Origin of the sequence: Chitinophaga sp. YR573 (assembly GCF_900110995.1) — a bacterium.
Taxonomy (GTDB): domain Bacteria; phylum Bacteroidota; class Bacteroidia; order Chitinophagales; family Chitinophagaceae; genus Chitinophaga.
This window is the reverse complement of the sequence record NZ_FOJF01000003.1, coordinates 1,288,352-1,313,641: the sequence shown is the minus strand read 5'-3', so window position 1 is coordinate 1,313,641 and position 25,290 is coordinate 1,288,352. Positions and strand designations below refer to the sequence as shown.

Annotated in this window: 18 protein-coding genes and 1 riboswitch; of the genes, 7 read left to right on the top strand and 11 right to left on the bottom strand. The window is 44.0% G+C overall.

Annotated features, from left to right (window positions below; translation table 11 throughout):
- Positions 1 to 45 precede the first annotated feature (45 nt).
- Complete coding sequence (locus tag BMW86_RS31590; protein ID WP_089787841.1) at positions 46 to 2,217, bottom strand: bifunctional alpha,alpha-trehalose-phosphate synthase (UDP-forming)/trehalose-phosphatase; 2,172 nt, start codon at positions 2,215 to 2,217, stop codon at positions 46 to 48.
- 226 nt (positions 2,218 to 2,443) lie between these two features.
- On the opposite strand from BMW86_RS31590, the gene BMW86_RS31585 reads away from it, so the two are divergent.
- Entirely contained in the window at positions 2,444 to 3,406 is a 963-nt protein-coding gene (locus tag BMW86_RS31585) for an aldo/keto reductase (protein WP_255373053.1), read from the top strand.
- A gap of 43 nt (positions 3,407 to 3,449) precedes the next feature.
- Here the strand turns inward: BMW86_RS31585 and BMW86_RS31580 are convergent, their stop codons facing one another.
- Positions 3,450 to 4,397, bottom strand: coding sequence for an NADP-dependent oxidoreductase (locus tag BMW86_RS31580; protein WP_089787839.1), 948 nt, complete (start codon positions 4,395 to 4,397; stop codon positions 3,450 to 3,452).
- Between the two features lie 30 nt (positions 4,398 to 4,427).
- Positions 4,428 to 5,684 (bottom strand): voltage-gated chloride channel family protein, encoded by a 1,257-nt coding sequence (locus BMW86_RS31575; protein WP_089787837.1) that lies wholly within the window; start codon positions 5,682 to 5,684, stop codon positions 4,428 to 4,430.
- Between the two features lie 47 nt (positions 5,685 to 5,731).
- Positions 5,732 to 5,810: riboswitch (Fluoride riboswitch) on the bottom strand.
- A 105-nt stretch (positions 5,811 to 5,915) separates the two neighbouring features.
- Between BMW86_RS31575 and BMW86_RS31570 the strand changes: the two genes are divergently transcribed.
- Together BMW86_RS31570 and BMW86_RS31565 are read left to right on the top strand one after the other, a co-directional pair.
- Positions 5,916 to 6,755 (top strand): phosphatase PAP2 family protein, encoded by an 840-nt coding sequence (locus BMW86_RS31570; RefSeq protein WP_089787835.1) that lies wholly within the window; start codon positions 5,916 to 5,918, stop codon positions 6,753 to 6,755.
- Between the two features lie 79 nt (positions 6,756 to 6,834).
- The gene (locus BMW86_RS31565) at positions 6,835 to 7,770 is read left to right on the top strand and encodes a metallophosphoesterase family protein (protein ID WP_089787833.1); all 936 of its coding nucleotides are present in this window, start codon (positions 6,835 to 6,837) and stop codon (positions 7,768 to 7,770) included.
- A gap of 96 nt (positions 7,771 to 7,866) precedes the next feature.
- Here BMW86_RS31565 and BMW86_RS31560 read toward each other — a convergent pair whose 3' ends face one another.
- From BMW86_RS31560 to BMW86_RS31545, 4 genes are read right to left on the bottom strand one after another with little or no spacing between them, the layout of a single operon-like run.
- Complete coding sequence (locus BMW86_RS31560; RefSeq protein WP_089787831.1) at positions 7,867 to 8,922, bottom strand: efflux RND transporter periplasmic adaptor subunit; 1,056 nt, start codon at positions 8,920 to 8,922, stop codon at positions 7,867 to 7,869.
- On the bottom strand, positions 8,915 to 12,112 hold the full coding sequence (locus BMW86_RS31555; RefSeq protein WP_089787829.1) for an efflux RND transporter permease subunit: 3,198 nt from the start codon (positions 12,110 to 12,112) through the stop codon (positions 8,915 to 8,917). Before BMW86_RS31555 ends, BMW86_RS31560 begins: the two co-directional genes overlap by 8 nt.
- Before the next feature lie 3 nt (positions 12,113 to 12,115).
- The gene (locus BMW86_RS31550) at positions 12,116 to 13,516 is read right to left on the bottom strand and encodes a TolC family protein (RefSeq protein WP_089787828.1); all 1,401 of its coding nucleotides are present in this window, start codon (positions 13,514 to 13,516) and stop codon (positions 12,116 to 12,118) included.
- Between the two features lie 48 nt (positions 13,517 to 13,564).
- Positions 13,565 to 13,903: a hypothetical protein gene (locus BMW86_RS31545; RefSeq protein WP_089787826.1), complete on the bottom strand. Its 339-nt coding sequence runs from the start codon at positions 13,901 to 13,903 to the stop codon at positions 13,565 to 13,567.
- A 128-nt stretch (positions 13,904 to 14,031) separates the two neighbouring features.
- Here BMW86_RS31545 and BMW86_RS31540 point away from each other — a divergent pair, with 128 nt between their 5' ends.
- The 4 genes from BMW86_RS31540 to BMW86_RS31525 all read left to right on the top strand — a co-directional run bounded on the left by BMW86_RS31540 (position 14,032) and on the right by BMW86_RS31525 (position 17,737).
- Positions 14,032 to 14,727: a LytR/AlgR family response regulator transcription factor gene (locus tag BMW86_RS31540; protein ID WP_089787824.1), complete on the top strand. Its 696-nt coding sequence runs from the start codon at positions 14,032 to 14,034 to the stop codon at positions 14,725 to 14,727.
- A gap of 135 nt (positions 14,728 to 14,862) precedes the next feature.
- Complete coding sequence (locus BMW86_RS31535) at positions 14,863 to 15,057, top strand: hypothetical protein (RefSeq protein ID WP_089787822.1); 195 nt, start codon at positions 14,863 to 14,865, stop codon at positions 15,055 to 15,057.
- Between the two features lie 126 nt (positions 15,058 to 15,183).
- Positions 15,184 to 17,382 (top strand): response regulator, encoded by a 2,199-nt coding sequence (locus BMW86_RS31530; RefSeq protein WP_089787820.1) that lies wholly within the window; start codon positions 15,184 to 15,186, stop codon positions 17,380 to 17,382.
- 175 nt (positions 17,383 to 17,557) lie between these two features.
- Complete coding sequence (locus tag BMW86_RS31525) at positions 17,558 to 17,737, top strand: hypothetical protein (protein ID WP_089787819.1); 180 nt, start codon at positions 17,558 to 17,560, stop codon at positions 17,735 to 17,737.
- Between the two features lie 198 nt (positions 17,738 to 17,935).
- Here BMW86_RS31525 and BMW86_RS31520 read toward each other — a convergent pair whose 3' ends face one another.
- The 4 genes from BMW86_RS31520 to BMW86_RS31505 form a co-directional block, all read right to left on the bottom strand.
- Complete coding sequence (locus BMW86_RS31520) at positions 17,936 to 18,415, bottom strand: nucleoside deaminase (protein WP_089788317.1); 480 nt, start codon at positions 18,413 to 18,415, stop codon at positions 17,936 to 17,938.
- A 99-nt stretch (positions 18,416 to 18,514) separates the two neighbouring features.
- On the bottom strand, positions 18,515 to 21,121 hold the full coding sequence (gene clpB, locus BMW86_RS31515; protein WP_089787817.1) for an ATP-dependent chaperone ClpB: 2,607 nt from the start codon (positions 21,119 to 21,121) through the stop codon (positions 18,515 to 18,517).
- Positions 21,122 to 21,272: 151 nt separating this feature from the next.
- Complete coding sequence (locus BMW86_RS31510) at positions 21,273 to 23,183, bottom strand: DUF3857 domain-containing transglutaminase family protein (protein WP_089787815.1); 1,911 nt, start codon at positions 23,181 to 23,183, stop codon at positions 21,273 to 21,275.
- Positions 23,183 to 25,207 (bottom strand): transglutaminase domain-containing protein, encoded by a 2,025-nt coding sequence (locus BMW86_RS31505; RefSeq protein WP_089787814.1) that lies wholly within the window; start codon positions 25,205 to 25,207, stop codon positions 23,183 to 23,185. The genes BMW86_RS31510 and BMW86_RS31505 overlap by 1 nt, the downstream gene beginning before the upstream one ends.
- Positions 25,208 to 25,290: the final 83 nt, after the last annotated feature.

The window sequence follows — 25,290 nt, the reverse complement described above, 5'->3', positions numbered from 1 at the left end:
CTCAAAAAAATGAAGGGTTTTTGCAGGGCGAAGCCCTGCACCCAATTAAGCGATGAGAGATCTCAAGAAGCTTCTTACTTCTAAATAATTTCTCAGGTAATATTTAGCAGCAGATACCTGGCTGCCTACTTTAATAGTAACAGCATCCTGCGGTAATGCTTTAAAGATATCTTCATCCGTATAATCATCTCCGATAGCCAGTTTAAATTCAAACTCCCTGTCCTGCAACCAGGCCAGTGTGGCTTTTCCTTTATTGATTTCTACGTTCTTTATTTCTATTACTTTATCTCCGGGTAGTAATTGTAATCCTATATCACTGGTGAAGTAGCGTAATGTATTCATTAACTCATTCGCACGTAATTCACCTAATCCGGATTCTACTTTACGGTAATGCCATACCAGGGAAAAACTCTTTTCTTCTATGAAAGAACCGGGGGTACGGTCTGTATACGTTTCGAGTATAGGTTGTATGTCCTGCTTCCATTGATCTGTAAGTCCGGGCAGCTTTTGCCACTCTTCCCCCTGTTTCTTATGCCAGGCACCATGTTCAGCAATCAGGTCCAGGTTCATATGGCCCACCCATTGCCCCAGGGTTTCATGTTTACGTCCGCTGATCATAACTACCTGATTGGCCGGATCATCGGATAAATCTTTTAGTAACTGGTATAAATCTTTATCCGGCGAAGCCGCATCTATATCTACATTGAAGCCAACTAATGTACCATCATAATCCAGGAAGATAGCACGTTTGGCAACTGCCTTATAATCTCTCAATACATGTTTCTGCATCTCGATGCTCATACGGCGGGCCAGCATGGATTGCTGCATTTGTTTTACTTCCTGCAGGCGGGTCATGAATAGTTTTACCCAGTGAGAGATGTTGAATTTGGAAACTACCTGCCGCATAGGTTTCATACGGCGGGCCTGTTCTTCTTCCGGCATATTCAGACCTTCGTGTAATGCGCGTGCGATAGCCCCGATGTTATTGGGGTTTACTATTAATGCATCTATCAGTTCTTTGGATGCACCGGCCATTTCGCTGAGGATCAGTACACCTGTGTTATTGATACGGCTGGCAATATATTCCTTGCTGACGAGGTTCATACCATCACGCATAGGTGTTACCAGTCCTACATCGGCGAAGTTGTATAATGCGGATAACGTTTCTACCGGGAATGAACGGTAGAAATAATTTACCGGATGCCAGTTCATAGTACGGAAACGGGCATTGACACCACCAACTATCCTGTCTATTGTTTCCTTTAGTTCTTTATATTGCGGAACGGTGTCCCTGGAAGGAACAACAATCATATACAGTACAACTTTCTCAACGTATTCCGGGTATAATTGCAGGAATAATTCAAATGCTTCCAGGCGTTGAATGATACCTTTGCTGTAATCCAGCCGGTCTATCGACAGCACCATATGTGTATGCTGGAAATTCTCGCGTAAGCTATCCAGTTGTCTTAATACTTCGGGATCGCTGGACAGTATCTCAAATTTATCATTATCTATTCCCATAGGGAATGTTTCAGCAACGACTGCCCTGTCGTTTACCAGTACAACGTTGGACGTAGCATTCACTGGTAATAAACGGGTGACAGCATTCAGGAAATGATGACTGTCGTCAAAAGTATGGAAGCCTAATAAATCGGCGCCTAACATACCTTCCAGTATTTCTGCACGCCAGGGTATTAAGCGGAATAATTCAAAAGAAGGAAATGGAATATGCTGAAAATAACCGATTGCAACATCTGGTAAAGAACCACGCACCATACCTGGTAACAGTAATAACTGGTAGTCGTGTATCCAGATCACATCTCCGGGTTCTGCCACCTGCAATATGGCGTCTCTGAACTTAATATTTACCTGGAAATAGAAATCCCAATATATCTGTTCATAGCGGGCATAAACGGACATATAGTGGAAAACAGGCCACAATACCTCATTAGAAAATCCCTCATAATAGTTAATTATTTCTTCCTGTGTCAGATAAACCGGCATCAGGTTCATCTCTCCTAATTGTTCCCTTATACGGGGCTGTGCATCTTCATGAACATCTATTCCGGGCCATCCTATCCAGATATTATAACCCTCCCTGTAAATGGAGCCCAGCCCTGTGGCCAAACCACCCTCACTCGGATTTAACAGGTACTCCCCCTCTTTTTCTGTAATCTTTACTGGCAGCCTGTTAGATACAATAATGGTTTTACTCATAATACAGTTGTCTTTAAATCAAAAATCAAAGCTATTGGCGATGCCTGTCCTATATAATAGAATGCACTTACAAAAAACGCTCCTTAAATTAATGCGGGAAAGAAATACTGCCCCTGGGTATTGTTGGTACAGATGATAGGGATGTGATAGGAGACGCAAAGTTACGGTATTTTTTTTACGTCATATCTGGTATCCCTTTTGCGGCAATAAAGCAATTAAATCATTTATGATGGAACAAAGACAATTAGGTAAATCACAGTTAAAGGTGGCGCCACTGGCATTTGGCGGAAATGTTTTTGGGTGGACAGCAAATGAAGCGGCGGCATTTAAATTACTGGATGCATTCGTGGCAGCAGGTTTTAACCTGATAGATACTGCAGATGTGTATTCCAAATGGGTACCGGGTAATAAGGGTGGAGAATCTGAAACGATTATTGGTAAATGGTTGAAACAAAGTGGTCAACGGGATAAGGTGGTGATTGCATCTAAAGTGGGTGCTGAAATGGCACCGGATAAAAAGGGATTATCTCCGCAATATATTGAGAAAGCGATTGAGGATTCTTTACGTCGTTTGCAGACAGATTATATAGATCTTTATCAGACGCATTATGATGATCTTTCTACTCCTGTGGAAGCTACACTGGAGACTTATTCAAAGCTGATAAAAGCAGGGAAAATCCGTGTTATCGGCACTTCGAATATGAGTCCTGAAAGAGTGTTATTATCACTGGATGCCAGTGAGCAGCATGGGTATCCAAGATATGAGACATTGCAACCTGAATATAATCTGTACAACCGCCAGAAATTTGAGAAGGAGTATGAGCCTGTTACACAACAGTATGGGTTGGGAGTGATCAGTTATTATTCGCTGGCCAGCGGTTTTCTGAGTGGGAAATACCGGACTAAAGAAGATGCGGCGAAGAGCCCGCGGGGACAACATGCGCTGAGTTATTTAGATGAACGCGGGCAGAATATTTTAGATACACTGGATGAAGTAGCGAAGAGTTATCATACAACACCGGCGAGTGTAGCCATTGCATGGTTAGTACAGCGGGAAGGGATTACAGCGCCTATTGTGAGTGCGACTAAGGTAGAGCAGTTAGATGAATTGTTTAAAGCAACGCAGTTGAATTTAGATGCAGGAGCGTTGGAGAAATTGAATATAGCAAGTGATTATACAGAAGGATGAGAATATTTTTTGTGATGGAGCAAAGAGCTCCATCACAAAAAAATTAAATTTTTATTACTGTTTTCCCTTTCCCTTTTGCCTGACGGCTTAATGCAATCGCCTCCGGTACTTCTTCCAGGCTAATCACCTGTTCTACCGGCACACGTAGCATACCACTATCAACAGCATCCGTTAAAGCATCCAGGGTAGCTACAGTGCCTTTCATTTCAAAGTTGCCACCTGTAAGACCTTTTTCTTTCAGATCATTATCATCCGCTACAAAAGTAATGGTTAATGCAACGCCCCCTTTTTTCACTAATCCACTCATGGCTTTAAATCCATCCGGGTTACTCGCCACATCTATCAATCCATCTACCCCATCAGGATATTTTGTTTTTATCTGTTGCTCTACTGATAATTTTTTGTAATTGATTGTTTCTTTTGCACCCAGTTTAGTCACCCGTTCTGCACCTTCTTCATCACTTACGGTAGCAATGACATAAATGCCCTGCATGGCTGCCAGCTGTATCACAAAAGAACCCACTCCGCCGGTAGCGCCTACCAGTAAAAGGATCTGTTCATGTTTTAACCCTGATTTTTCTATCAGTTGCTGTGCCGTCATACCAGCAGTAGGTATAGCCGCAGCTTCCAGCATGGATACTTTTTTAGGGGTGCGTGAGATCAATGCCTTTTCCGGTACGATGGCATATTCTGCATAGGCGCCTTCGCCAATAGGCGAATGGATAAACTGACCATAGACATTATCACCTGCTTTGAAACGGGTGACACCCTCTCCCACTGCTTCCACAGTACCGGCAGCATCATTGCCCATAATCAACGGGAACTGGTGCTGCATATGTCCATCCATGATACCGTCTATCAATTTCCAGTCGAACGGATTTATACCTGCTGCGACTACACGTATCAATAGTGTACCTGGCCTCAATACCGGAGTAGGCAGCTCCATCACTTCGGGAGCATCTTTAAATTTAGAAACTGCAACAGCTTTCATGGATTTCAATAAATTAATATGATGATGAAATTACTTCTTTGGGACCTCAGTGCGCTGTGCGCTGTAAATACCTGCATGTCCGCTGAAATAGTAAGCCGTAAAACAGGCCACGGCAAAGTACAGCGCATGCTCCGTGCCAAAAAGTTCTATTCCCATTAACGTACAGGCGATAGGCGTATTGGTGGCTCCTGCAAATACCGCAATAAAACCAAGGCCTGCGAACAGGTCTACAGGAGCACCCAGCAATACCGCCAATGTATACCCCAAAGTGGCGCCGATGAAGAACAGTGGTGTTACCTCTCCCCCTTTAAATCCCATTCCCAATGTAATAGCGGTGAAAAGTAATTTCCACAACCATGCCCAGGTGGGGATATATCCGCCTTTAAAAGTATTAATGATACTAATACCGGCAGGATCGGCAGAAGTAACGCCTAATCCGGTGTAGTCATACGTTCCCAGTACCCGGCAGAGCAGAATGATGATAATACCCCCTGCGACAGGTATGAGCCAGGCAGGCCGGATATACTGTTTAGCATACTTTTTTATGTTATGCATACAGCTGGAGAAAGCAAAACCGGCCAGTCCGAAGGCTACCCCACAGATGATCACCTTTGCCAGTAATAAGGGGTCAAAATGTTGGGGATCGTGAAATAAGATCTGGTAGTGGGTATGATGGATGCCCCAGGCACAACACACATAATCGGCAAAAACGGCAGCGATCAGGCAGGGAATCAGTGCATCATAGCGGATAACGCCAATAGCCAGCACTTCCAGGGCAAATACTGCTCCTGTGAGCGGGGTGCCGAATACAGCCCCGAAACCGGCGGCTATCCCAGTCATGAGCAGGATGCGTATATCAGCAGGCTTTAAGCGCATCCAGCGGGCCAGGAGCTGGGCCATACTGCCCCCTATCTGTACGGCAGTACCTTCCCGGCCGGCAGAACCGCCAAAAAGGTGGGTAACGATAGTGGTAAGCAGTACTAAAGGCGTCATACGGGCAGGCACACCTCCTCCCGGTTCATGGATCTCATCCATGATGAGGTTATTACCGGCTTCGGAGTTTTTACCGAATAGCTTGTAAATGAAGTAGATACCTATACCTGCTATGGGCAGGATGTATAATAACCATTGATGATGATAGCGATATTGGGTCACTAATTCAAGTAACCAGAGGAAAAGGGCTACCAGTGAGCCTACAACAATTGACAGAGGAATGATGATGATGGTCCAGCGGATAAGCTGATAAGCGATAGTTAATTGTTCTAATGACTGTCTGATTGATCTCATAACCTACAAATAAAGAATATGATGCCCCTTTACAGCAGCATCCGTTACTATTTGTAGGCGCCATCAGACCGGCTTTGGATCGCCCGGACGGTTCTTGTGCAGGAAGACACCATTTCCTGGTATAGAGACAAATATAGCATGTTAGTGCTAAAGATTAACATTTTCTTATGTGTATCTTCAGAAAGTCTTTAGAAAGTTAATGCAATTTTGCCGTTAAACAAGCTGTACTAAATGAAAATAATATCATATACGCTTTGCCTACAACTGTTTATATTAAATTCCGCTACTGCTTCGTCCCTGCCAGCAGATACTACATTACCACCTACGATTGATACCAATTATCTTCATAAAGGTCCGGTTATTGACACAAACCTTTTTCGTACAAGACCAGCGGCTGTGAAAGATTATCGTCCTACGGTGGCGGGTATGACCGTACCTATTCTGCTGATCAGTTATGGATTTTTTGCACTGAAGAACCCTACCCTTCAGTCACTGAACCATAGTACCAAAGCGGAGCTGAGAGAAGATCATCCTAATTTTTCCACTCATATAGACAATTACCTGGAGTACGCTCCGGCACTGAGCGTATATGCATTGAACCTGGCTGGTATTCATGGAGAACATAATTTCCGTGACCGTACCATGATCCTGGGGATCTCTACCCTGCTGATGACCAGCACTGTAGGAATTCTGAAGAGCAGTACACATGTTTTAAGACCAGATGGCAGCACCTATAACTCCTTCCCTTCCGGTCATACCGCCACTTCCTTTATGGGAGCAGAGTTTATGCGGATGGAATACAAGGATGTAAGTCCGTGGTATGGCGTAGCCGGTTATGCAATGGCCGCAACTACCGGTGCATTACGCATGTATAATAACCGTCACTGGCTGAGCGATGTGGTAACAGGGGCCGGTATTGGTATACTCAGTACCAAAGCCGCTTATTTCCTTTATCCTAAACTGCAAAAGGTATTTTCGCCTAAATCATCTATGAATGTGATGGTGATGCCTAACTATAATGCCGACTGGAAAACATTCGGTGTGGGCCTGGTCTTCCTGCCTAAAAAGTAAGTTATTTTTTCATTAATAAAAGGGCCGACACTGTTAACTGATCATCAGAGAAAATAAGTTTGTAAAAACATCTTCTTCTATGGATCGTCGTTCATTGCTGAAAAGCCTGGGTCTTGGCGCACTTGTAAGCGCCATGCCGGGTACCCGCTCTATTGCCGCGTTAACTGCTCCTGGTAAAAAACGTGTGCTGAGATTTACTCATCTGACTGATGTACACCTGGAACCCGAAATGCATGCATCGGAAGGGCTTGCCAAATGCCTCCATCATATTCAGTCTCAGAAAGACAAACCTTCTTTTATCATGAATACAGGAGATTGTATCATGGATGCTCTGAAACAACCGAAAGACCGGGTGGAAGTGCAGTGGAAACTGTGGCATAACCTGATGAAAAGTGATAATAGTCTGCCCATAGAATATTGCATCGGTAACCACGACTGCTGGGGTGCAGGACAAACAACAGATCTTCTTTATGGTAAGAAATATGCATTGGAAATGATGCATCTTGAAAAGCCTTACCGCAGTTTTAATAAGGCCGGCTGGCATTTTATTGTACTGGATAGTATACAGCCTAAAAAAGATGGCGTGTGGTATACGTGTAAACTGGATGATGAACAATTCGACTGGCTGGAAAAAGATTTACAGGCAAATACTACAATGCCCATCATTGTTTTCTCACATGCGCCTATCGTATCTGCGGCTACTGTAGTGGTAGATAATAAATATAAAGATGAGATCGGGTACGAGCTTGGATTAAGTTCCATGCATATGGATGCTGCGCGCATAGTAGCTTTATTCGATAATCATCCTAATATAAAACTCTGTTTAAGCGGTCATATACATCTGTATGAACAGATCATGTACAATGGCGTTACCTATATCAGCAATGGAGCGGTAAGTGGTAACTGGTGGAAAGGAAAACGCTACCAGACAGATAATGGGTATGCCATGGTAAACCTGTTTGATGATGGTAGTTTTGAGAACGAATATATCCCTTATGGCTGGAAAGTTATTTAACGGGTTCGTTTGATTTTTTTGTGATGGTGCTAGGCACCATCACAAAAAAATGAAGGGGTTTTACAGGGCTTCGCCCTGCACCCAAAAAATTACCCCTTATTCTATATGTATCCCTTCTTTAATCTCATCTGATCCCTGTAGGATTACTTTGTCTCCAGGCATTAAACTGCCGAAAACTTCCGTGGAATCTGTATGCCTGTTCCCTTCCTGCACATCTACCCAATGTGTACGGCCATGCCTTACGGCTATCACGTATTTCTTTTCGGTAGAAGTGACGATAGCACTGCCTGGTACTACCAATGCCTGTACGGAACCAGTTACCGGTATCACTACTTCTGCATACATACCCGGTTTAAGCCGGTGTTGTGGATTTTGTACATCAACTTCCACAGCTTCAGAACGGTAGCGGTCGTTCAGAGAGCCTGCCTGACGGCTGATACCACCAGTGAAATTTTCTCCCGGTAATGCGTTTACATGAAAGTTAATCTGCCTGGAATCAGATAACTGTGCACTGTACATTTCAGGGACCTGCATAACCAGACGCAGTCTGTCTTCCTGTTCCAGTGTAAGCATGGGGATTGTACCGGAAGGGCCAGCCAATGCTCCCGGATGTATATTACGTTCTGTGATGACACCGTCGAATGGAGCCGTAACGGTTAAGTAACTGCGGGTAGCTTCCAGGGCGCGGAAGTTGGCCAGTTCGCTGTTCATGATAGCGCTGTCTGCCAGCATGCGCGCATTGGCTACTTCTACATCATGCGGAGAAATAGTACCCGGTGTTTCACTTACAGCTACGGTGCGTTCATAGTTGTCTTTAGAGCCTGCATAAATAGCTTTGGCCTGTAAATATTTAGACTGAGCAGCATAATATTGCTGGATGATTTCAGGTGCATCCAATTCCAATAGTATTTGTCCCTTTTTTACCTGGCTGCCTCTGTCTACCATTACTGTTTTCACAAAACCATTTACACGCGGGAAGATGCTTACCTTCTGATAAGCGGTTAATACAGCGGGTAATTGTATGCTGGAAGAGAGTGGTTCTTTTATCACCTCTGTAAGCGTATACTTTTGGACGGTACTTTCCTTTTTCTTTTTTGGCGCGGCATTACAAGCGGCGAAAATTACAGCGATGAAGAGGATTGTTTTATACATGAGTGACAGGCATTAATGATGGAGAATTGTAAGTCGTTTTGCGTTGTATGGCGGCGTATACCAGTGGCAATATAAATAACGCGGCCAGCGTGGAAGCAATAAGTCCTCCTATTACAGCACGGCCCAGCGGGGCTGTCTGATCTCCTGATTCTCCCATACCGGATGCCATGGGTATCATACCGGCGATCATGGCCAGGCTGGTCATGAGGATGGGGCGTAAACGGATGCCCGCGCTTACGACACCTGCTTTGTAAGCGTCTTTGTATTCCAGTCTTAATTTTTCTGCATTGGTGACTATCAGGATAGCGTTGGCTACAGATACTCCTGTAGACATGATCATCCCCATGTACGATTGCAGATTGAGTGTGGAACCGGTGAGTAACAACATGATCAGTGATCCGGCTATTACAGCGGGTATTGTTACCAGTACTACAAAACTGAGTTTGAAGGATTGATAGTTGGCTGCGAGTAAGAGGAAGATGACAACTACGGCCAGCATCAATCCGTTTTGCAATCCATTTAATGTTTCCAATAGTAAACTGGAACTTCCTTTCAGTTCTGTTTTTAAGCCTCTTGGCGGTGGCCCCAGTTCATCAATTTCCTTTTGTACGGCAGTAGTAGCTGCACCCAAATCTTTATCCTGAATATTGGCGCTGACCGTCAGGAACCTACGTGGACCTGCACGGTCATATTCTCCCGGCATTTCACTGTCGGAGAATGTGGCTACATCCCCCAGTACCGGCCTTGGTTGTCCTTTTACCAGCGGGATCTCTTTCAGATCGTTTACGGTTTGCATACTGTATTCCGGGATCTGCACCTGTACCTGATAGGTGTAGGCGCCTTTTTCATCCAGCCACTGGTTTTTCTCAGAGAAACGGCTGGAAGAGGTTGATGCGGTAACGGATCTTGCTACCTGGTAGATATTCAAGCCCATCTGCGCTATTTTAAAGCGGTCTACGCTGATGTTTATTACCGGGTAATGTAATGGCTGCACAATCTGTACATCTCTCAAATAATCTACCCCTTTCAGCTTATTTACTAATTGCGTTGCGTATTTTTCTATCTGCTGCATATCCTTACCGGCTACGCGCACTTCTATGGGAGTGGCAGCACCCTGACTCATGATCTTTTCAGTCATGTCTATCGGCTCAAAAGAGATGCGGAGCTCAGGGTAATGAGCGGCTATTTTATCCCTCAGTTCCTCTTTTAATTCATCAATGTTTACTTTGTAATGTTCATCCAGGTTTACCTGTAATACAGCTTCATGTGTACCTGCATTGAATACATAGAGATTACTGGAACCAAAGCTGCTGGGAATCAATCCCACGTAAGCAGAGCTGATAGCAACATTTCCATTGGTGGTGCTGTCTATCAGTTGTAATACCTGATGTACTTTTTCTTCTGTTCTTTCCAGTCTTGTACCGTCCGGTTCTTTTATGCGCAGCTGAAATTGTCCGGCATTAATATGTGGCATGAGGTCTTTTCCTATTACTACGTAACAAGTCGCTGCGGCACCGAATGCAACAATCACATATATAGTAATGACTAAAGCAGAACGTTTACCTAGTATTTCCAGTGTGCGGATGAACCATGATTTGAAGCTTTCGAAACCTGTGTTTTTTTCAGGGTGTTTTTGCTGATCTTCCAAATGAGTATTTACCTCGTCGATTTCTTCCTGATCGAGAGCAAGTCCTGCGTGTGCATGCTGGTATTTCTCTTCTTTCAGCCACCAGTTAGCGATTACAGGCACCAGTGTTTGTGCGGCGAAAAAGGAAGCGATCATCGCAAATCCTATAGAAAGAGACAAGGGTAAGAACATTGCTTTGGGTACGCCTGTCATAATGAGAGAAGGTGCGAATACTGCCAGGATACAAAGCAGGATGAGTAACAGCGGAAAGGCTATTTCTTCGCAGGCATCATAGATGGCCTGTCGTTTAGACTTGCCCATTTCCAGGTGCTGGTGAATGTTTTCTATCGTTACTGTAGCCTGGTCCACTAATACTCCTATGGCCAGCGCAAGGCCGCTTAGCGTCATCAGGTTGATGGTTTGTCCGGCGAGTTGTAATCCTAATACAGCGCATAATATCGCTACCGGAATGGTGATGACAACGACCAGGCAGCTTCTCAGATCGCGCAGGAAAAGCAATACCATCAACCCTGTTAAAACAGCACCCAGTATACCTTCTGTCATTAGCCCTTTTACGGCATTAATTACGGCTACCGACTGATCAAATTCATAGGTGATCTTTGTATCTTCCGGTAACAGTCCCTGCATCTCCGGCAATTTGGCTTTGAGTTGTTTTACTACTTCCCAGGTAGATGCATCCGCAGTTTTCACAACAGGCATGTATACAGAACGCTTCCCGTTTACCAGTGCATAATCTACTGTTACATCCGCAGCATCTGCTACGTTTGCTACATCTTTTACAAACACGGTAGCATTACCGTTGGTAGTAATCGGAATATCCCCAAAGTCCTTTACCTGTTTTTCCAGCGAGTTGATGGTAGTGAGGTACATTTTATTGTTGATGCGGATATTACCGGAAGGCGTCATCGCATTATTCTTTGCGATGGCTTCTACTACTTCATCTGCACTCATGTTGTAACTACGTAGTCTGTCCGGCATAATGTTCACCACTACAGAACGGGCATTGGCACCAAATGCAGGCGGTGCTGAAAGTCCGGGTACAGAGGAGAACATAGGCCGGATGCGGGTGTTGGCCAGGTCGTAGATGTCTTTTAAAGAGCGGGAAGGAGAACTGAAGACCAGTTGTCCAACTGGCAGTGAAGAAGCATCAAAACGTACTACCTGTGGAGGTGCAGCCCCTGGTGGAAAGAAGTTCATTGCACGGTTTACCTGTAAGGCTACCTGTGCAGAAGCTTCGGCCATGTTAGTACTTTCATAGAAAGTAAGTTTGATCATGGTGAGGCCCTGGATATTTTTACTGCTGATGGTTTTGATACCGTTTACGTACAGGAACTGATCCTGTAATCGGGTAGCAAAAAAGCCTTCCATTTGCTGGGGAGACATACCCCCATAAGGTTCTATCACGTAGATAGTAGGCAGGTTCAGTTTTGGGAAGATATCTATGGGTATACTGATAACTGCCAGTATGGAGAAAAGGAACAGGCCGAGAGTCAGTACGACCACGGACAAGGGCTTTTTCAGGGCAGTAGATACTAATGACATAATTTAGTTTTTAGATGATTCCAGATGCTGTACTAACTCCTGAATATGATTGCTGGCAAATGCCTGCATGAAAAGCGCCTGCCAGGCTGCATTATGTGTTTGCACCAGGTCTGTTTCCGCGCGGTTGAGTACATATAAAGCGTTCGTCACTTCTATGATGTTGGTAAGCCCTCCCTTGTACAGCGCCATTTTCTGCATAGCAGCAGCCCTGGCCGCATTCAGTTGAGCCGGCATTTCCTGCAGTTTATCCATGGCAGTGCGGATATCTATCTGCGCCTGCATCAGCTGGTTGTCCAGCAAAGTATGCGAGGCTTCCAGCTGGTTTTCTGCTGCCTGTGTACGGATACGTTGCTCACGCATTTTATCGCGGGTATGAGCGATATCGGTGAAGTTGTAAGTGATGCTTACACCTGCGAGATAGTTGTAACGGCTGTAGCCGATCCCGCTTAAGAAAGGCTTATTGATATCATTGTACTGCGTACTGGAACCCCGCATCCAACCGGCTGCCATCAAAGAGACTTTCGGCAGAGCATCCTTACGGATTACATCCTCATGTTTCTTTTGCTGATTGAATAGTGCATTATAGTATTGCAGGGCAGGATGTTCTGATTGTACAGCTACAGTATCAGCAGCGCTTTCTAATAGTTGCAGTAAGCCTTTGTTATAGAGGGTATCCGGTTGTATAGCGGTACTGTCCAAACCGGTTAAAATACCAAGGTGCATACGCACCTGGTTGTACCCGTTCTGCATATCCAGATAATTCAGCCTGGCTTTAGATAATTCAGCCGCAGCGATGGAGCTGTCTACCCCGGGTTTAAGTCCGTGTAAGACGATTACGGTAACCGCCTGCTGTACGGATTTTGTACGGGCAATATTATCTGCCTGAATACGCATGAGTGCATAGTATTGCAGCATTCTGATATAATCCTGGATAACGGAAACCGTGAGGTCATTAGCGGTAATATCTGCATCGGCACCATATACTTTTTGCTGTTGCAACGCCTCTTCGCGTTTACTCCGGTAAGCCCCGAAATTGTATACTTCCCATTGCATCTGTGCCAGAGCAATATTCCCGCTCATTACTTCTGAACGGTTGTCATCTCTTATACCACCAGAGGTAGAAGGGATGGTGCTCATAGGAAAATAAGATCCGTATATACCGTTGTCCGTACCCGCATTCACTTCATCCAACACTTTCATGGATGGCCACCACTGATGTTTTACATCTGTGGTATGCGCCCCTGCTGCTTCAGATAATGACTTTTTAACTTTTAAAGTTGGATAGTGCTGCAGCGTAAGCGTGATAGCCTGCTGCAACGGTAATTGTGCAAAAGAACAGGGGACAATACCTATGACAAGGCATAGCAATATCACCCACGTTCCTGCAGTAATGTTACATCGCATACTGACGGAATATGTTTAAGAAAATAAAAATGATACGGAGATATGAGATTAGGCTGTGGGCGGACCTCTCCAGTGATTGAGAGATATAGCTACGCTGATATAGGACTGAGTGTAGCCCTTATAATGAGAACGGATAAATACGTAAAGAGGCTTGATCCTGATACTTGAAACAAAGAGGCTTTGTTCGTGGAAGTCGTTCAGGGCTTTTGTGCGGTAAAAGAACCGTTGCCGTTTCTCTCCGAAAGAAAGATCCTTTATACCAGGATGCGTGCTTTTAACAAGGCGCTCCTCATTTGCAGAAGAAACAGTACTGTGCTTCTCCCCCTGCACTATCTGCAGCAGGAATAAACAGGAAATAAATAGTACTAGCTGCTTAAGCTGTTTCAATGGAGACCTTTTAGAGCTTGCAAGATATTTATTATGTGTTACATTTTATAATGACCATCTCTTTTTAAGCAAATTATAATCTGCCAATACCGTCATCTTAGGGGCGATGTTTCGTTATATTTGCAGGTATGAACTGCCTGATTGTTGATGACAATAAAATGGCCCGTACTGCAATGAAGCAACTGGCCAGCCACGTAGAACATCTCAATGTACTGAGCGAATGCGCCAGTGCTATAGAAGCCTACAACCTGTTACAGAAGGAAAAGATAGACCTCCTGCTGCTGGACATTGAAATGCCGGGCATGAGTGGCATAGAACTGACCCGTAATCTGGGTAAAAAAGCGCCTGTCATTATCTTCACTACTGTAAAGAAAGACTATGCGGTAGAAGCCTTCGAGCTGAACGTGGCAGATTATCTGATAAAACCGGTAAGTCCGGCCCGCTTCATCCAGGCCATTGAAAGGGCCAGGGAAATCCATGAGGGGCAGTCGCAGGACCTGCAGGTATCCGATAATGAATTTGTCTTTATTCGGGATAACGGGGTGCTGAAACGTGTTAAAATAGACGAGATCCTGTTCCTGGAAGCTATGGGCGACTACGTAAAGCTCCATACTCCTCAAAAATACTACGCTATTCATACCACCCTTAAAGCGGTGGAAGAGAAATTACCTCCGGGCCGTTTTATGCGTGTTCACCGTTCTTATATAGTGGCCCTGGACAAAATAGAGGCTATTGAAGATGGCACTATCGTGATCATGAAAAACGCAGTTCCTGTTGCAGATGCTTACAGATCAGCGCTTAACGGCAGGTTAAACCTGTTGTAATCATCCCAAAACGACAGTTTTTCCTTTTCTAACGATTACTAATGCCTTTTAAACAACTTGTGACTGTTTCAGGTGTTATGTGAATGTACCTTTAGGTCAGCATACTAATCAATCACAAAACAAAAAAACACTAAAATGAAAAAGTTAGGAATAATGATGGCTGCTGCCATGCTGTTAGTTGGTACCGCTACTTTCGCTTCTGCTGCTAAACCAGCTGCTAAAGCTAAACAGGCTACTAAAACTGAACAAACTGCAAAACCTAAGGTGCATCACAAACATCACCACAAAGGTCACAAGAAAGCAGCAACTACAGCTCCGAAAGCTAAATAAGGTTTAATTACCTCTGCGAATGATCAATCGCGAATTACTTTGGGGATGATATTCCCTGCTGTAATCCGCCATTGATCATTCGTTATTATCTTAACCTGCTTTCCAGCGTACCATTATTAAATCTCTATGCAGCCTAAACAGATTAAATATTACTTGTTAGGCCTGTTTATTACAGGCATGGTATTATTTATTGTGCTGCAGTTTAACTCCGCCCAGAATATACGTAAACTCATCACCGGTAATGAACAGTTACTGAATGAGCTGAACGTAAAGAACGAACTCCAGAAGCTGCAAACCAGCATCGCCAAAACAGACAGTAAAGTAAGAGGTACTGTCATCTCCCAGGATACACTTAATATCACCGGCATTGAAGCCGAAGTAGCCGTTATCAAGGCTGATCTTAAAGAGATCAATAAACTTATTCTTAACGATAGTACGGAAAAGCTGCTCACTCAGCTTAACTACCTGGTAGAAGAAAAAAACCGTTTCAATATTGCCGTGCTTGACTCCTTCTACAGCCATGGGAAATGGTCTGCGGAAAGGTTGATCAATGCGCAAAAAGGTAAACGGCTGGGGGAAGCCATTAATGGTATTCTTCACCAGTTAGATACTACCCGGCAAACGGAAGTAAACCGTACTACCCATCTTATAGACACCAGCGGTCAGAAAGCACAGAACTGGGGCACCATCATGATGGTGTTTGCCTGTATTTCAAGCATACTGGCCTTCTTATATATTATCGGCAGGATCCATAAACAGGAACAACTGATAGATGCACTGGATCAGTCGCAGCAGCAGGAGAAAAAACTGACTGCCATCAAAGACCAGTTCCTGGCGAATATGAGTCATGAGATACGTACCCCCATGAATGCAGTGCTGGGTTTTACCAACCTGCTGCAACAGCAGCCCATGAACGAGAAATCGCGGGAGTACGTAACGGCTATTCATAGTGCAGGTGAGAACCTGCTGGATATCATCAATGATATACTTGATATTTCTAAAATAGAATCAGGGATGATGCGGCTGGAACCTGTATCATTCAGCCTGCGGGGGATGTTACATTCCCTGCAAACAATGTTCCAGCCCAAAGCCAGTGAAAAGCAATTGTCGCTGAGTGTGGAGATTGAAGATGCCGTGCCGGATATTCTTTTCGGAGATGTTATGCGACTGACACAGGTGTTGGTGAACCTTACCAATAATGCTATCAAATTCACGCACCAGGGAAATGTGAGTATAGTGGTAAGCAAACTGGGAGCTATAGATCAGACGGTACGGCTGTTGTTTACCGTCACCGATACCGGGATAGGTATTGCAGCTAATAAACTCTCCGCTATCTTCGACCGGTTTAATCAGGCAGAAGCAGATACTACCCGTAAATACGGTGGCACCGGGCTTGGACTGACTATCGTAAAACAGTTGGTAGAGCTACAGCATGGGGCTTTGATCGTTGAAAGTGAACCGGGCAAAGGCAGTAGTTTTAAGGTAGAATTACCCTATGCTTTAGGGGAAATGTTACCAGAAAACGGTGATGGCTATTCGCAGGAGAATTTTGTGCTGCCGCAACAACCGGATATACGTTTGCTGGTAGCGGAAGATAATAAGATGAACCAGGACCTGCTGCGTCATTTACTGGGTAACAGGCAACTGCATTATCAGCTGGTAACGAACGGGCAGGATGCTATTACTGCGCTCTCTAAAAATCATTTTGATCTTGTGCTGATGGATATACAGATGCCGGAAATGGATGGTTATACTGCTGCTAAGAAGATCCGTACGGAACTGCATTCCAATATTCCTATCATCGCTATGACGGCACATGCTATGGCCGGAGAAAGGGAGAAATGTTTGCAGGCAGGGATGAATGAATATCTTGCCAAGCCCATACGGGAAGATGAATTATACAGGATGATACAGGTATTTACCGGTAAAAACAGTTCTCCTGAGTTATATATTTACCATAACGGGTATCATGCTGATGCTGATAGTAATATTGTTCAGTTACAATATTTACAACAGTTATCTAAAGGCGATAAAGATTTTGAAAACGGGATGTTGCAACAGTTTATTACGCAGCTTCCGGAAGATCTTGCACTATTGAAAAAAGCTATTTCGGAAGAGAATATTGCTGATATCCGTAGTGCTGCACATAACCTGAAAACAACGATCTCTTTTATTGGTCTGGAATCCAGGTTATATCCTTTACTGGAGCCTATGGAAACGCTGGATGCTGCCAGCTATAATGCGGCAGTGCTTGCAGATAAGTTCAACAATCTCAAACAGTTATGCGTGCAGGCTATGCAGGAAACGCTCAACATCCTGTTATAATATTGCTTTAATTATCTATTCGTAATATCTCATTAATCAAGCCTTGACTTTCCTTTTTCCTTTTTCAACGACAGTTATTCCCTGTTCACCGAAACCGGTCCAAAAACAGCTGTTAGCAGGCGTACATTTACATCAGAAACTATAAACAAAATAATAACTCTTAAAAATTACAATCATGAACATCAAGAAAAGTCTTATTGCAGCAACTTTATTATTAAGCTTCAGCGCTTTCACTTTTGCTCAGACTCCAGCAGCTCCTGCTAAGCCAGCAAAGAAAGCTAAAACTGAAAAACCAGCTGCTGACACTGCTAAACCAGCTAAGAAAGCTCATCACGCTGCAAAGAAAGCTGCTTAATCAGCAATGCTTCAATGTTAATAGAAAAGGCAGACCACGCGGTCTGCCTTTTCGTTTTTATACATGTTTTGCTACAAACACGGGGCTCCTGACGGAGCCTATTATGTTTTGTTATATGCAGAGAATCTTTTCAGCTCCGTAGGAGCTTCGTGTTTGTAGAGAATAAGATATATTAAATACTGACCCCGTAGGGGTCTCCTAATATAATGTCTTATCCCCTTTCTTCTGCCAGTCTTTGAATACCTCCAGCGCTTCTTTCACCGGCAATGCTATCAAAGGTATTTTCTTCTCCGCATGTGGTACCTGTAACTCCTGGTAAATAAAAGAGTCGTCAAAGTCAATGGCTGCTGCATCGTCCTTTGTATTGGCAAAATAGACCCGTTGCGGCCTTGCCCAGTAGATAGCACCCAGGCACATCGGACAAGGTTCACAGGACGTATATATCTCGCAATCTGCCAGCTGAAAAGTACCCAGGTGGGTACAGGCTTCCCGTATAGCCATCACCTCTGCATGGGCCGTAGGATCGTTATTATTTAATACCTGGTTCCAGCCCCTGCCTACAATTTCATCACCCCTTACCACAATAGCTCCGAAAGGACCTCCGTCACCGCTTTCCATCCCTTTACGGGACAGTTCCACGGCTATTTGCATAAAGTGATTTTCTCTATCGCCCGCCATATCTTTTTTTATTTCAAAATACACAAAAAAACCCGGACAAAGAATTGTCCGGGTGTTCTGTAACTGTATATCGTCGTATTTAAAACTATTTCACTTGCATTATGCGGTATGATTATTCCTGATTACCACTACTCCGTCAAATACATCTATCAATACCGGTTTAGACTTATCAATATCGCCTGCCAGGATCTTTTTACTTAACAGGTTTACTATTTCTTTCTGTATGAGGCGTTTCAGCGGTCTTGCTCCAAAGGAAGGATCATAACCCTGTATCGCCAGGTACTCTAATGCATAGTCTGAGAAATCCAATATTATGCCATTTTGTGCGAGCAGGTTTTTCAATTGTTGTAATTGAATGTTAATTATTCCCTTGATCTCGTCGCGTAATAATGGCTGGAACATAATCACTTCATCCACACGGTTTAAGAATTCCGGTCTGATGGTTTTTCTCAGTAATTCCATTACTTCTGCCTTGGTACCGTCTACAATCTTTTCACGGTTCTCTTCATCTATCTTTTCAAAATTATCCTGGATGATCTGGCTACCCATATTGCTGGTCATAATGATGATGGTGTTCTTGAAGTTCACCACACGGCCTTTATTATCAGTCAGACGGCCATCGTCCAGTACCTGTAACAGGATGTTAAAGACATCAGGATGCGCTTTTTCTATCTCATCCAGCAGTACCACGGAGTAAGGTTTACGTCTTACAGCTTCCGTAAGCTGTCCGCCTTCATCATAACCCACATATCCCGGAGGGGCACCCACCAGGCGGCTTACCGCATGCTTTTCCTGGTACTCGCTCATGTCTATACGGGTCATCATACTATCATCGTCGAACAGGTATTCTGCCAGGGCTTTTGCCAGCTCCGTTTTACCCACGCCGGTAGTACCCAGGAAGATAAACGAACCGATTGGCTTTTTAGGGTCCTGTAAGCCTGCACGGCTGCGGCGGATAGCATCAGAAACGGCTATAATAGCCTCTTCCTGCCCTACCACACGTTTGTGCAGTTCGTCTTCCAGTCTTAACAGCTTATCCCTTTCACTCTGCATCATGCGGTGTACCGGTATACCGGTAGCTTTGGCCACATTTTCCGCTATATCTTCCGCATCTACTTCTTCTTTTAAGAGGCGTTTATGGTCTGTTGAAATCACAGCCAGTTCGGCGGTGTATTTCACTACCAGTTCTTCCTGTTCCTTTACTTTACCATAGCGTATTTCAGCTACCCTGCCGTAGTCTCCGTTACGTTCTGCCTGTTCGGCTTCCTGTTTCAGGTTGTCTATGGCAGCCTTTGCATTCTGTAATTTGTCTACCACCTCTTTTTCTGCCTGCCATTTTGCTTTAAAGGTGTTGCGTTGTTCTCCCAGTCTGGCTATTTCTTCATTCAGCTCACGCAGTTTCGCTTCATCATTCTCACGTTTGATGGCTTCCCTTTCTATTTCCAGCTGACGGATCCTGCGTTCCAGTTCATCCAGTTCTTCCGGCATAGAGTTCATTTCCAGGCGGAGTTTAGCCGCACTTTCATCTATCAGATCTATGGCCTTATCCGGCAGGAAGCGGTCTGTAATATAGCGGTGCGATAATTCTACCGCCGCAATGATCGCATCATCTTTTATCAGTACATGGTGGTGACTCTCATAACGCTCTTTCAGTCCGCGAAGGATAGAAATCGCATCTTCCACACTGGGTTCGTCTACCATCACCTTCTGGAAACGGCGTTCCAGAGCTTTATCTTTTTCAAAGTATTTCTGGTATTCATTGAGGGTGGTAGCACCGATAGCCCTCAACTCTCCGCGTGCCAGGGCTGGCTTTAAGATGTTTGCGGCATCCATAGCGCCTTCCATTGCTCCGGCACCTATCAGTGTATGGATTTCATCAATGAACATGATGAGCTGTCCGTCACTTTCGGTGACTTCCTTAATCACGGCTTTCAGCCTTTCTTCGAACTCACCCCGGTATTTGGCGCCTGCCATCAATGACCCCATATCCAGGGCATAGATGATTTTAGAACGCAGATTCTCCGGAACGTCACCGTTGATAATACGGTGTGCCAGTCCTTCTACGATGGCGGTTTTACCTACCCCTGGTTCTCCTACCAGGATAGGGTTGTTCTTGGAACGGCGGGAAAGAATGTGTAAAGTTCTGCGGATTTCCTCATCACGACCGATTACCGGATCGAGCTTACCCTCACGGGCCAGTTCATTGAGGTTCTTGGCGTATTTCTGTAAAGAGTTATACTGGTTTTCCGCTGTTTGAGAGTTAACAGTACTGCCCTTACGTAATTCCTTAATGGCAGCTTTTAATCCCTTGTCGGTAAGCCCTACATCTTTCAGTAGTTTGGCTGTATCGTCACTGCCTTCGAGTAAGCCTAACAATAAATGTTCTACGCTTACAAACTCGTCTTTAAATTCTTTTATACTGGCGCCAGCCCTCAGCATAGCTGTATTGGCATCACGACTCAGTACCTGTCCTCCTTCTCCACTTACACGGGCATATTTGCCTATTTGATCATCCAGTCTGGATGACAGAAAATTTACGTTTACGTTATTCTTTTTAAGCAGGTAATCAATGGAGCTGTCCTGGTCGTCCAGTAGGCTCTTGAGCAGGTGCCCTGTTTCTATGGCCTGATGCTGACTGTTAAATGCCAGTTGTTGCGCCTGTTGCAGGATCTCCTGCGATTTAATGGTGAAATTATTAAGATTCATAAGTGTTGTAAATTTTGTTTCACGTTAATGAACACGTTTGGTCAACAACAAAACATGCTCCAAGGTTATCCCCGGAGCAAATTTGGCAGAAAATAAGATGTCTGACTGCTTTTTTAACAGGTTTAGCGGAGTATGACTGCTATTATTTCAGTTAATTTTTAACTAATACCACCCTGGCCCTGTCTGCTTTATCAATAGCAGCATAGAACGTTTCCAGCATTGGGTACGAAGCGGCAGGATAAAGTCCACTTTTCATGGATATATTACGGATGTAGGTAACTACATTACCTGTAATAGTTGTACTGCAACTATAGGTACCAAAGTCGCTTTGAAGGTTTACCGCGGCCGGAACGGTTTCTGCTGTATATCCCGCAGGTACAATAATTTTCACCGTATCTGCATCTATGAATGAAGATCGTTTCAGTATCTCAGACTGCCTGGCACTCGTTTGATCCAGACGCTTTATTGATTTGTTCAAAAGGTTTGGCGTAATGAACATACGTTTTCCGGAAATGCTGGCATAGTTGCGCGCATTTATTTCCAGCAGTTCATCTATTGCCGGCAGACAACCCGGCAGTTCCTTACATTCAAACTTATTGACATCATAACTGGCTAATGGTAAATCATGTTTTAATGCTTCCAGCTGTTTTTCTCTGGTTAGTACATGCAGCATGCCTTGCAGGTAGTCCTGTTGTAAACAGGTGAAATGCGTATTGGCGCTCAACTGCAAATCTCCGTTTTCATTAACAGTAGCCGTTATATTACGCAGCTGCAGGTTTTGCTCCATAGTATAAACAGGTGTATGTACCAGTTTACTTCCTTTTTCAGTAAGTAGCAGTACAGGTCTGTTGTTTGTAAAACTGCTCAGATAACCTGCCGGCAGATATTGACTGGTGCATTCAAGCCAGGTAGTATCTTTTTCACCGGGAACACAGGCAATCATATGGTCGAACTGGTTGGATGGGAACTCCTCTTCAAAGGTGATCTGCTCTTTTCCACTATTTACCAGCACACAATAAGCCGGTATCCCTGCTTCTTTCAGCAGGGAGCAAGTAAAATTAGACAAGGCTTTACAATCTCCGTATCCGTTAGTGGCCACATAATTCGCATCAAAGGTTTGCCAGCCGCCTATGCCTAGTTGCACACTTACATAATGAGTATGCTCCTGCACATAATGATACAGTTTTGTGATCTTTTCTTCCCGGCTCAGGCCATCTGTTAACTGGTGTACTGTTTGTTTTACAGCATCCGGTAACTGGTCTCTTCCCTGATTAAGCGCATACATAGAGCGGCTCAGTTCTTCCCAGGTATTCATGCTGCCTTTATAGTGCTGCATTTCATAACTTGCCGGAGCCAGTAAAACTGATGTAGTACGTCTGTGCCAGGCTGGTACATAATTCTCGTCCGGTAGAGGTGTGATATCTTTTGCGTCCCAGGTATAGGTATGGGAGTCTTTATCTGTTGTAATAACAGGTTCTCCTTTATAATGGAAACTCTGAAAACGTAATGGAAAATCAAGCGGAACAGTTACTACCAGTTTACTCTTTTCAACACCAAATTCTTCTCCTTCCTGTGGTATCCACCCTTCTAAATAAAAGGTGTTGCTTATCTTTACTTCTATTTCGTATTCCACCGTATAGGGATATACAGTATAGTGAAAAGAATGTTTTTTTATACGGTCATCTGTCATCAGAGAACTACCCACACCACTCAGGTCTTCCACATCACTTTGTTTCAGTCGTTTTATCTGTTTACCATCTGCACCATATAAGGTACCACTGATAGAACGGATACTTCTGAATTTATCATAAGACTCGATAACGCGTGCATATTCATCTCCACCAGCATCCAGTACCGTAATAGCAAAACGGTGGATGACTCTTTGTTCAGAAGGAGACGAAACGTTAATGATCAGTTCTTCCGTACGTTTTACCGCATGGGCTTTTTCTTTCAATGCAGCAGGAATAGTGCTGACATTATAGTCCGGATCACCGGCGAATGCAGGTTGCAGGTAAAATATACAGATGAAAATACCTAACAGTTTGTTATTAAAAAGGGACATTACTTAGTTTTTTTGAGGACGATTTGTTCTGATTGTTTTTTTACAATCATATCGAAGAAGTCACGCAGTGAGTTGTATTCTGCGGGTGCAAAAGTAGCCTTGTTCAGTTTTACCCTGGAACGCAACTGGATCTGATTCTCGCTTTTCTGCACCAGGTACTGGAATACGCCATCATTTTCATTAAACTGTACGATAGCTGGTTTGGGCAGTTCATCAACTTCGTATCCTTCCGGTATAGTCATATTCAACGTATACGTTTCATCATAGGTGTTCTGCATTTCTACCGGATAGAAACGTTCCTCTGATTTAAAAGGATTGTCGCGCTGCGCTTCCATGAACATGGGATTAATATACAATATGCCGTCAGCTTCCGGTTTCATTACAAAATCGTAGCTTAATTTAACTGGCACTTCATGATCATCCAGGTCTTCTATTACCCCATTACTAATAGTTGTTTCCATGCCGAATTCTTTGGCAAGGGGTTTAAAATATTCATCCTTCCCTTTTTCCTTTATCTTTTCACGTATCGCGCAGGATTCAAAATACGAAGGCCTTTGCTGGAAAGAACCTTTGATAACACCACTATCCCCCATCAGCATAACATAGGTCGATTTCTTCTCCACTAGAGAATCTGCTTCAAACATTACAGCAGGAATAGCAGGAGAAATTATACGCGCGTGCCCGTTATAACAACGGCTATCCAGTTTGTTAAAGCCAAGATAAGAAAGCGAAGCATCCATAAAGTAGGTACCTGTTTGGGTATTCACGCTCGCAATTGTATAATTGAACTTGTTAATGAGCGGATACATTTCGTAAGTAATACCATGCTGCCGTGTGCTTAATATAACAGGATTTGCTTCCAGGTTTGCTTTGCGCAGCATTGCCACCAGCAGGAGATTGATATCTGCTTCACTACCGTTATGAGAGGTAAATACTGTTTTCAGAGATTTATCCATGAATAAACGGGAATGCTCTGTACAGGAGAAATTCTGTCTTACATAATTGTAGATCTTCCTTGCCTTTGCAGTATCGGTTGTACAGTCTTTTGTCAAACTTTCCACTACATCTCCCATATAACCATTGTTTTTGTCCAACGCTGCACCAAATTCATCATCCTTCATCAGTGTTTCATACAGCTTTGGCCAGGTAGTCATTACGGGTTCTATGGGTGAGTTCGGGTATCTCTTTGCCGCCAGCTGAAATTCTACTTTGGCAATATGATTATTGAGTGTTGTGGTAAATGCCTGCTCTTTCAGCGCCGGTACATCTTTAGCCGCCCATCTGTGGGTAGTGGTATTGGCTGAAATGGAAGTATATTCCGTACGTCCGGCTCCTCCATTCGGAGTGTAGCTTAGACTATAAGTCCGCCTGTCTGACTGTCTTGCTCCGTTTATTTCAAAAGGGATGTAGCCCTGACGGAGAAAGATAAAGTCGTAAAATTCTGGGATTGTTACGGAATATTCACTCCAGAGGCGGGGATATTCCCCCTGAAAAGCCCAGGGTTCCAGGTGAAAGTAAAAAGGGGAGCTGTATGTGTAAGTATATTCAATGATTGTTCCTTCCTTTACCGCAGGGAGTGTAAACTTCTTTTCAATCAGGTTTTTACTCAGTTCATCTGTAAAAACGCTTTTACTTTCCATTTTGGTCTCTACTACCTTCCCGTTTTCCAGGTTATAAGAAGAGGCTTTCAGACTGATCATCTTTTCTTCCTCCTGGGCATTTTTGGACAGGTATATTTCTACTGTAGCAGCGTCATATCCGTTCTTGTCTACAATTTTCACACGACGGGTCCTTTTCACCCTGATTTCCAGGTGATCCCTTTCCGATTCAAATTCTGAACTGCCTATATCTGCCAGCACAACGGCATGCGCACTGGTATCCAGCTCAAACTTTGTTTTTTCGAAATCTTTGGGGTCTATTTTTCCAAATTTGAATTTATCCTTGTCCTGGGAAAAAGCCGTAAAAGTTAAAAGGCACCCGAATAGAAGGTGCATGGGGAACGCGACAGATTTGATGTGCTGCATATAGATAAATAGTGTAAGGTATAAGTTGTGTATATGAAGATATGTAAAAAGTTAGAATACCGGCATTTCATTTTAGTAACTTT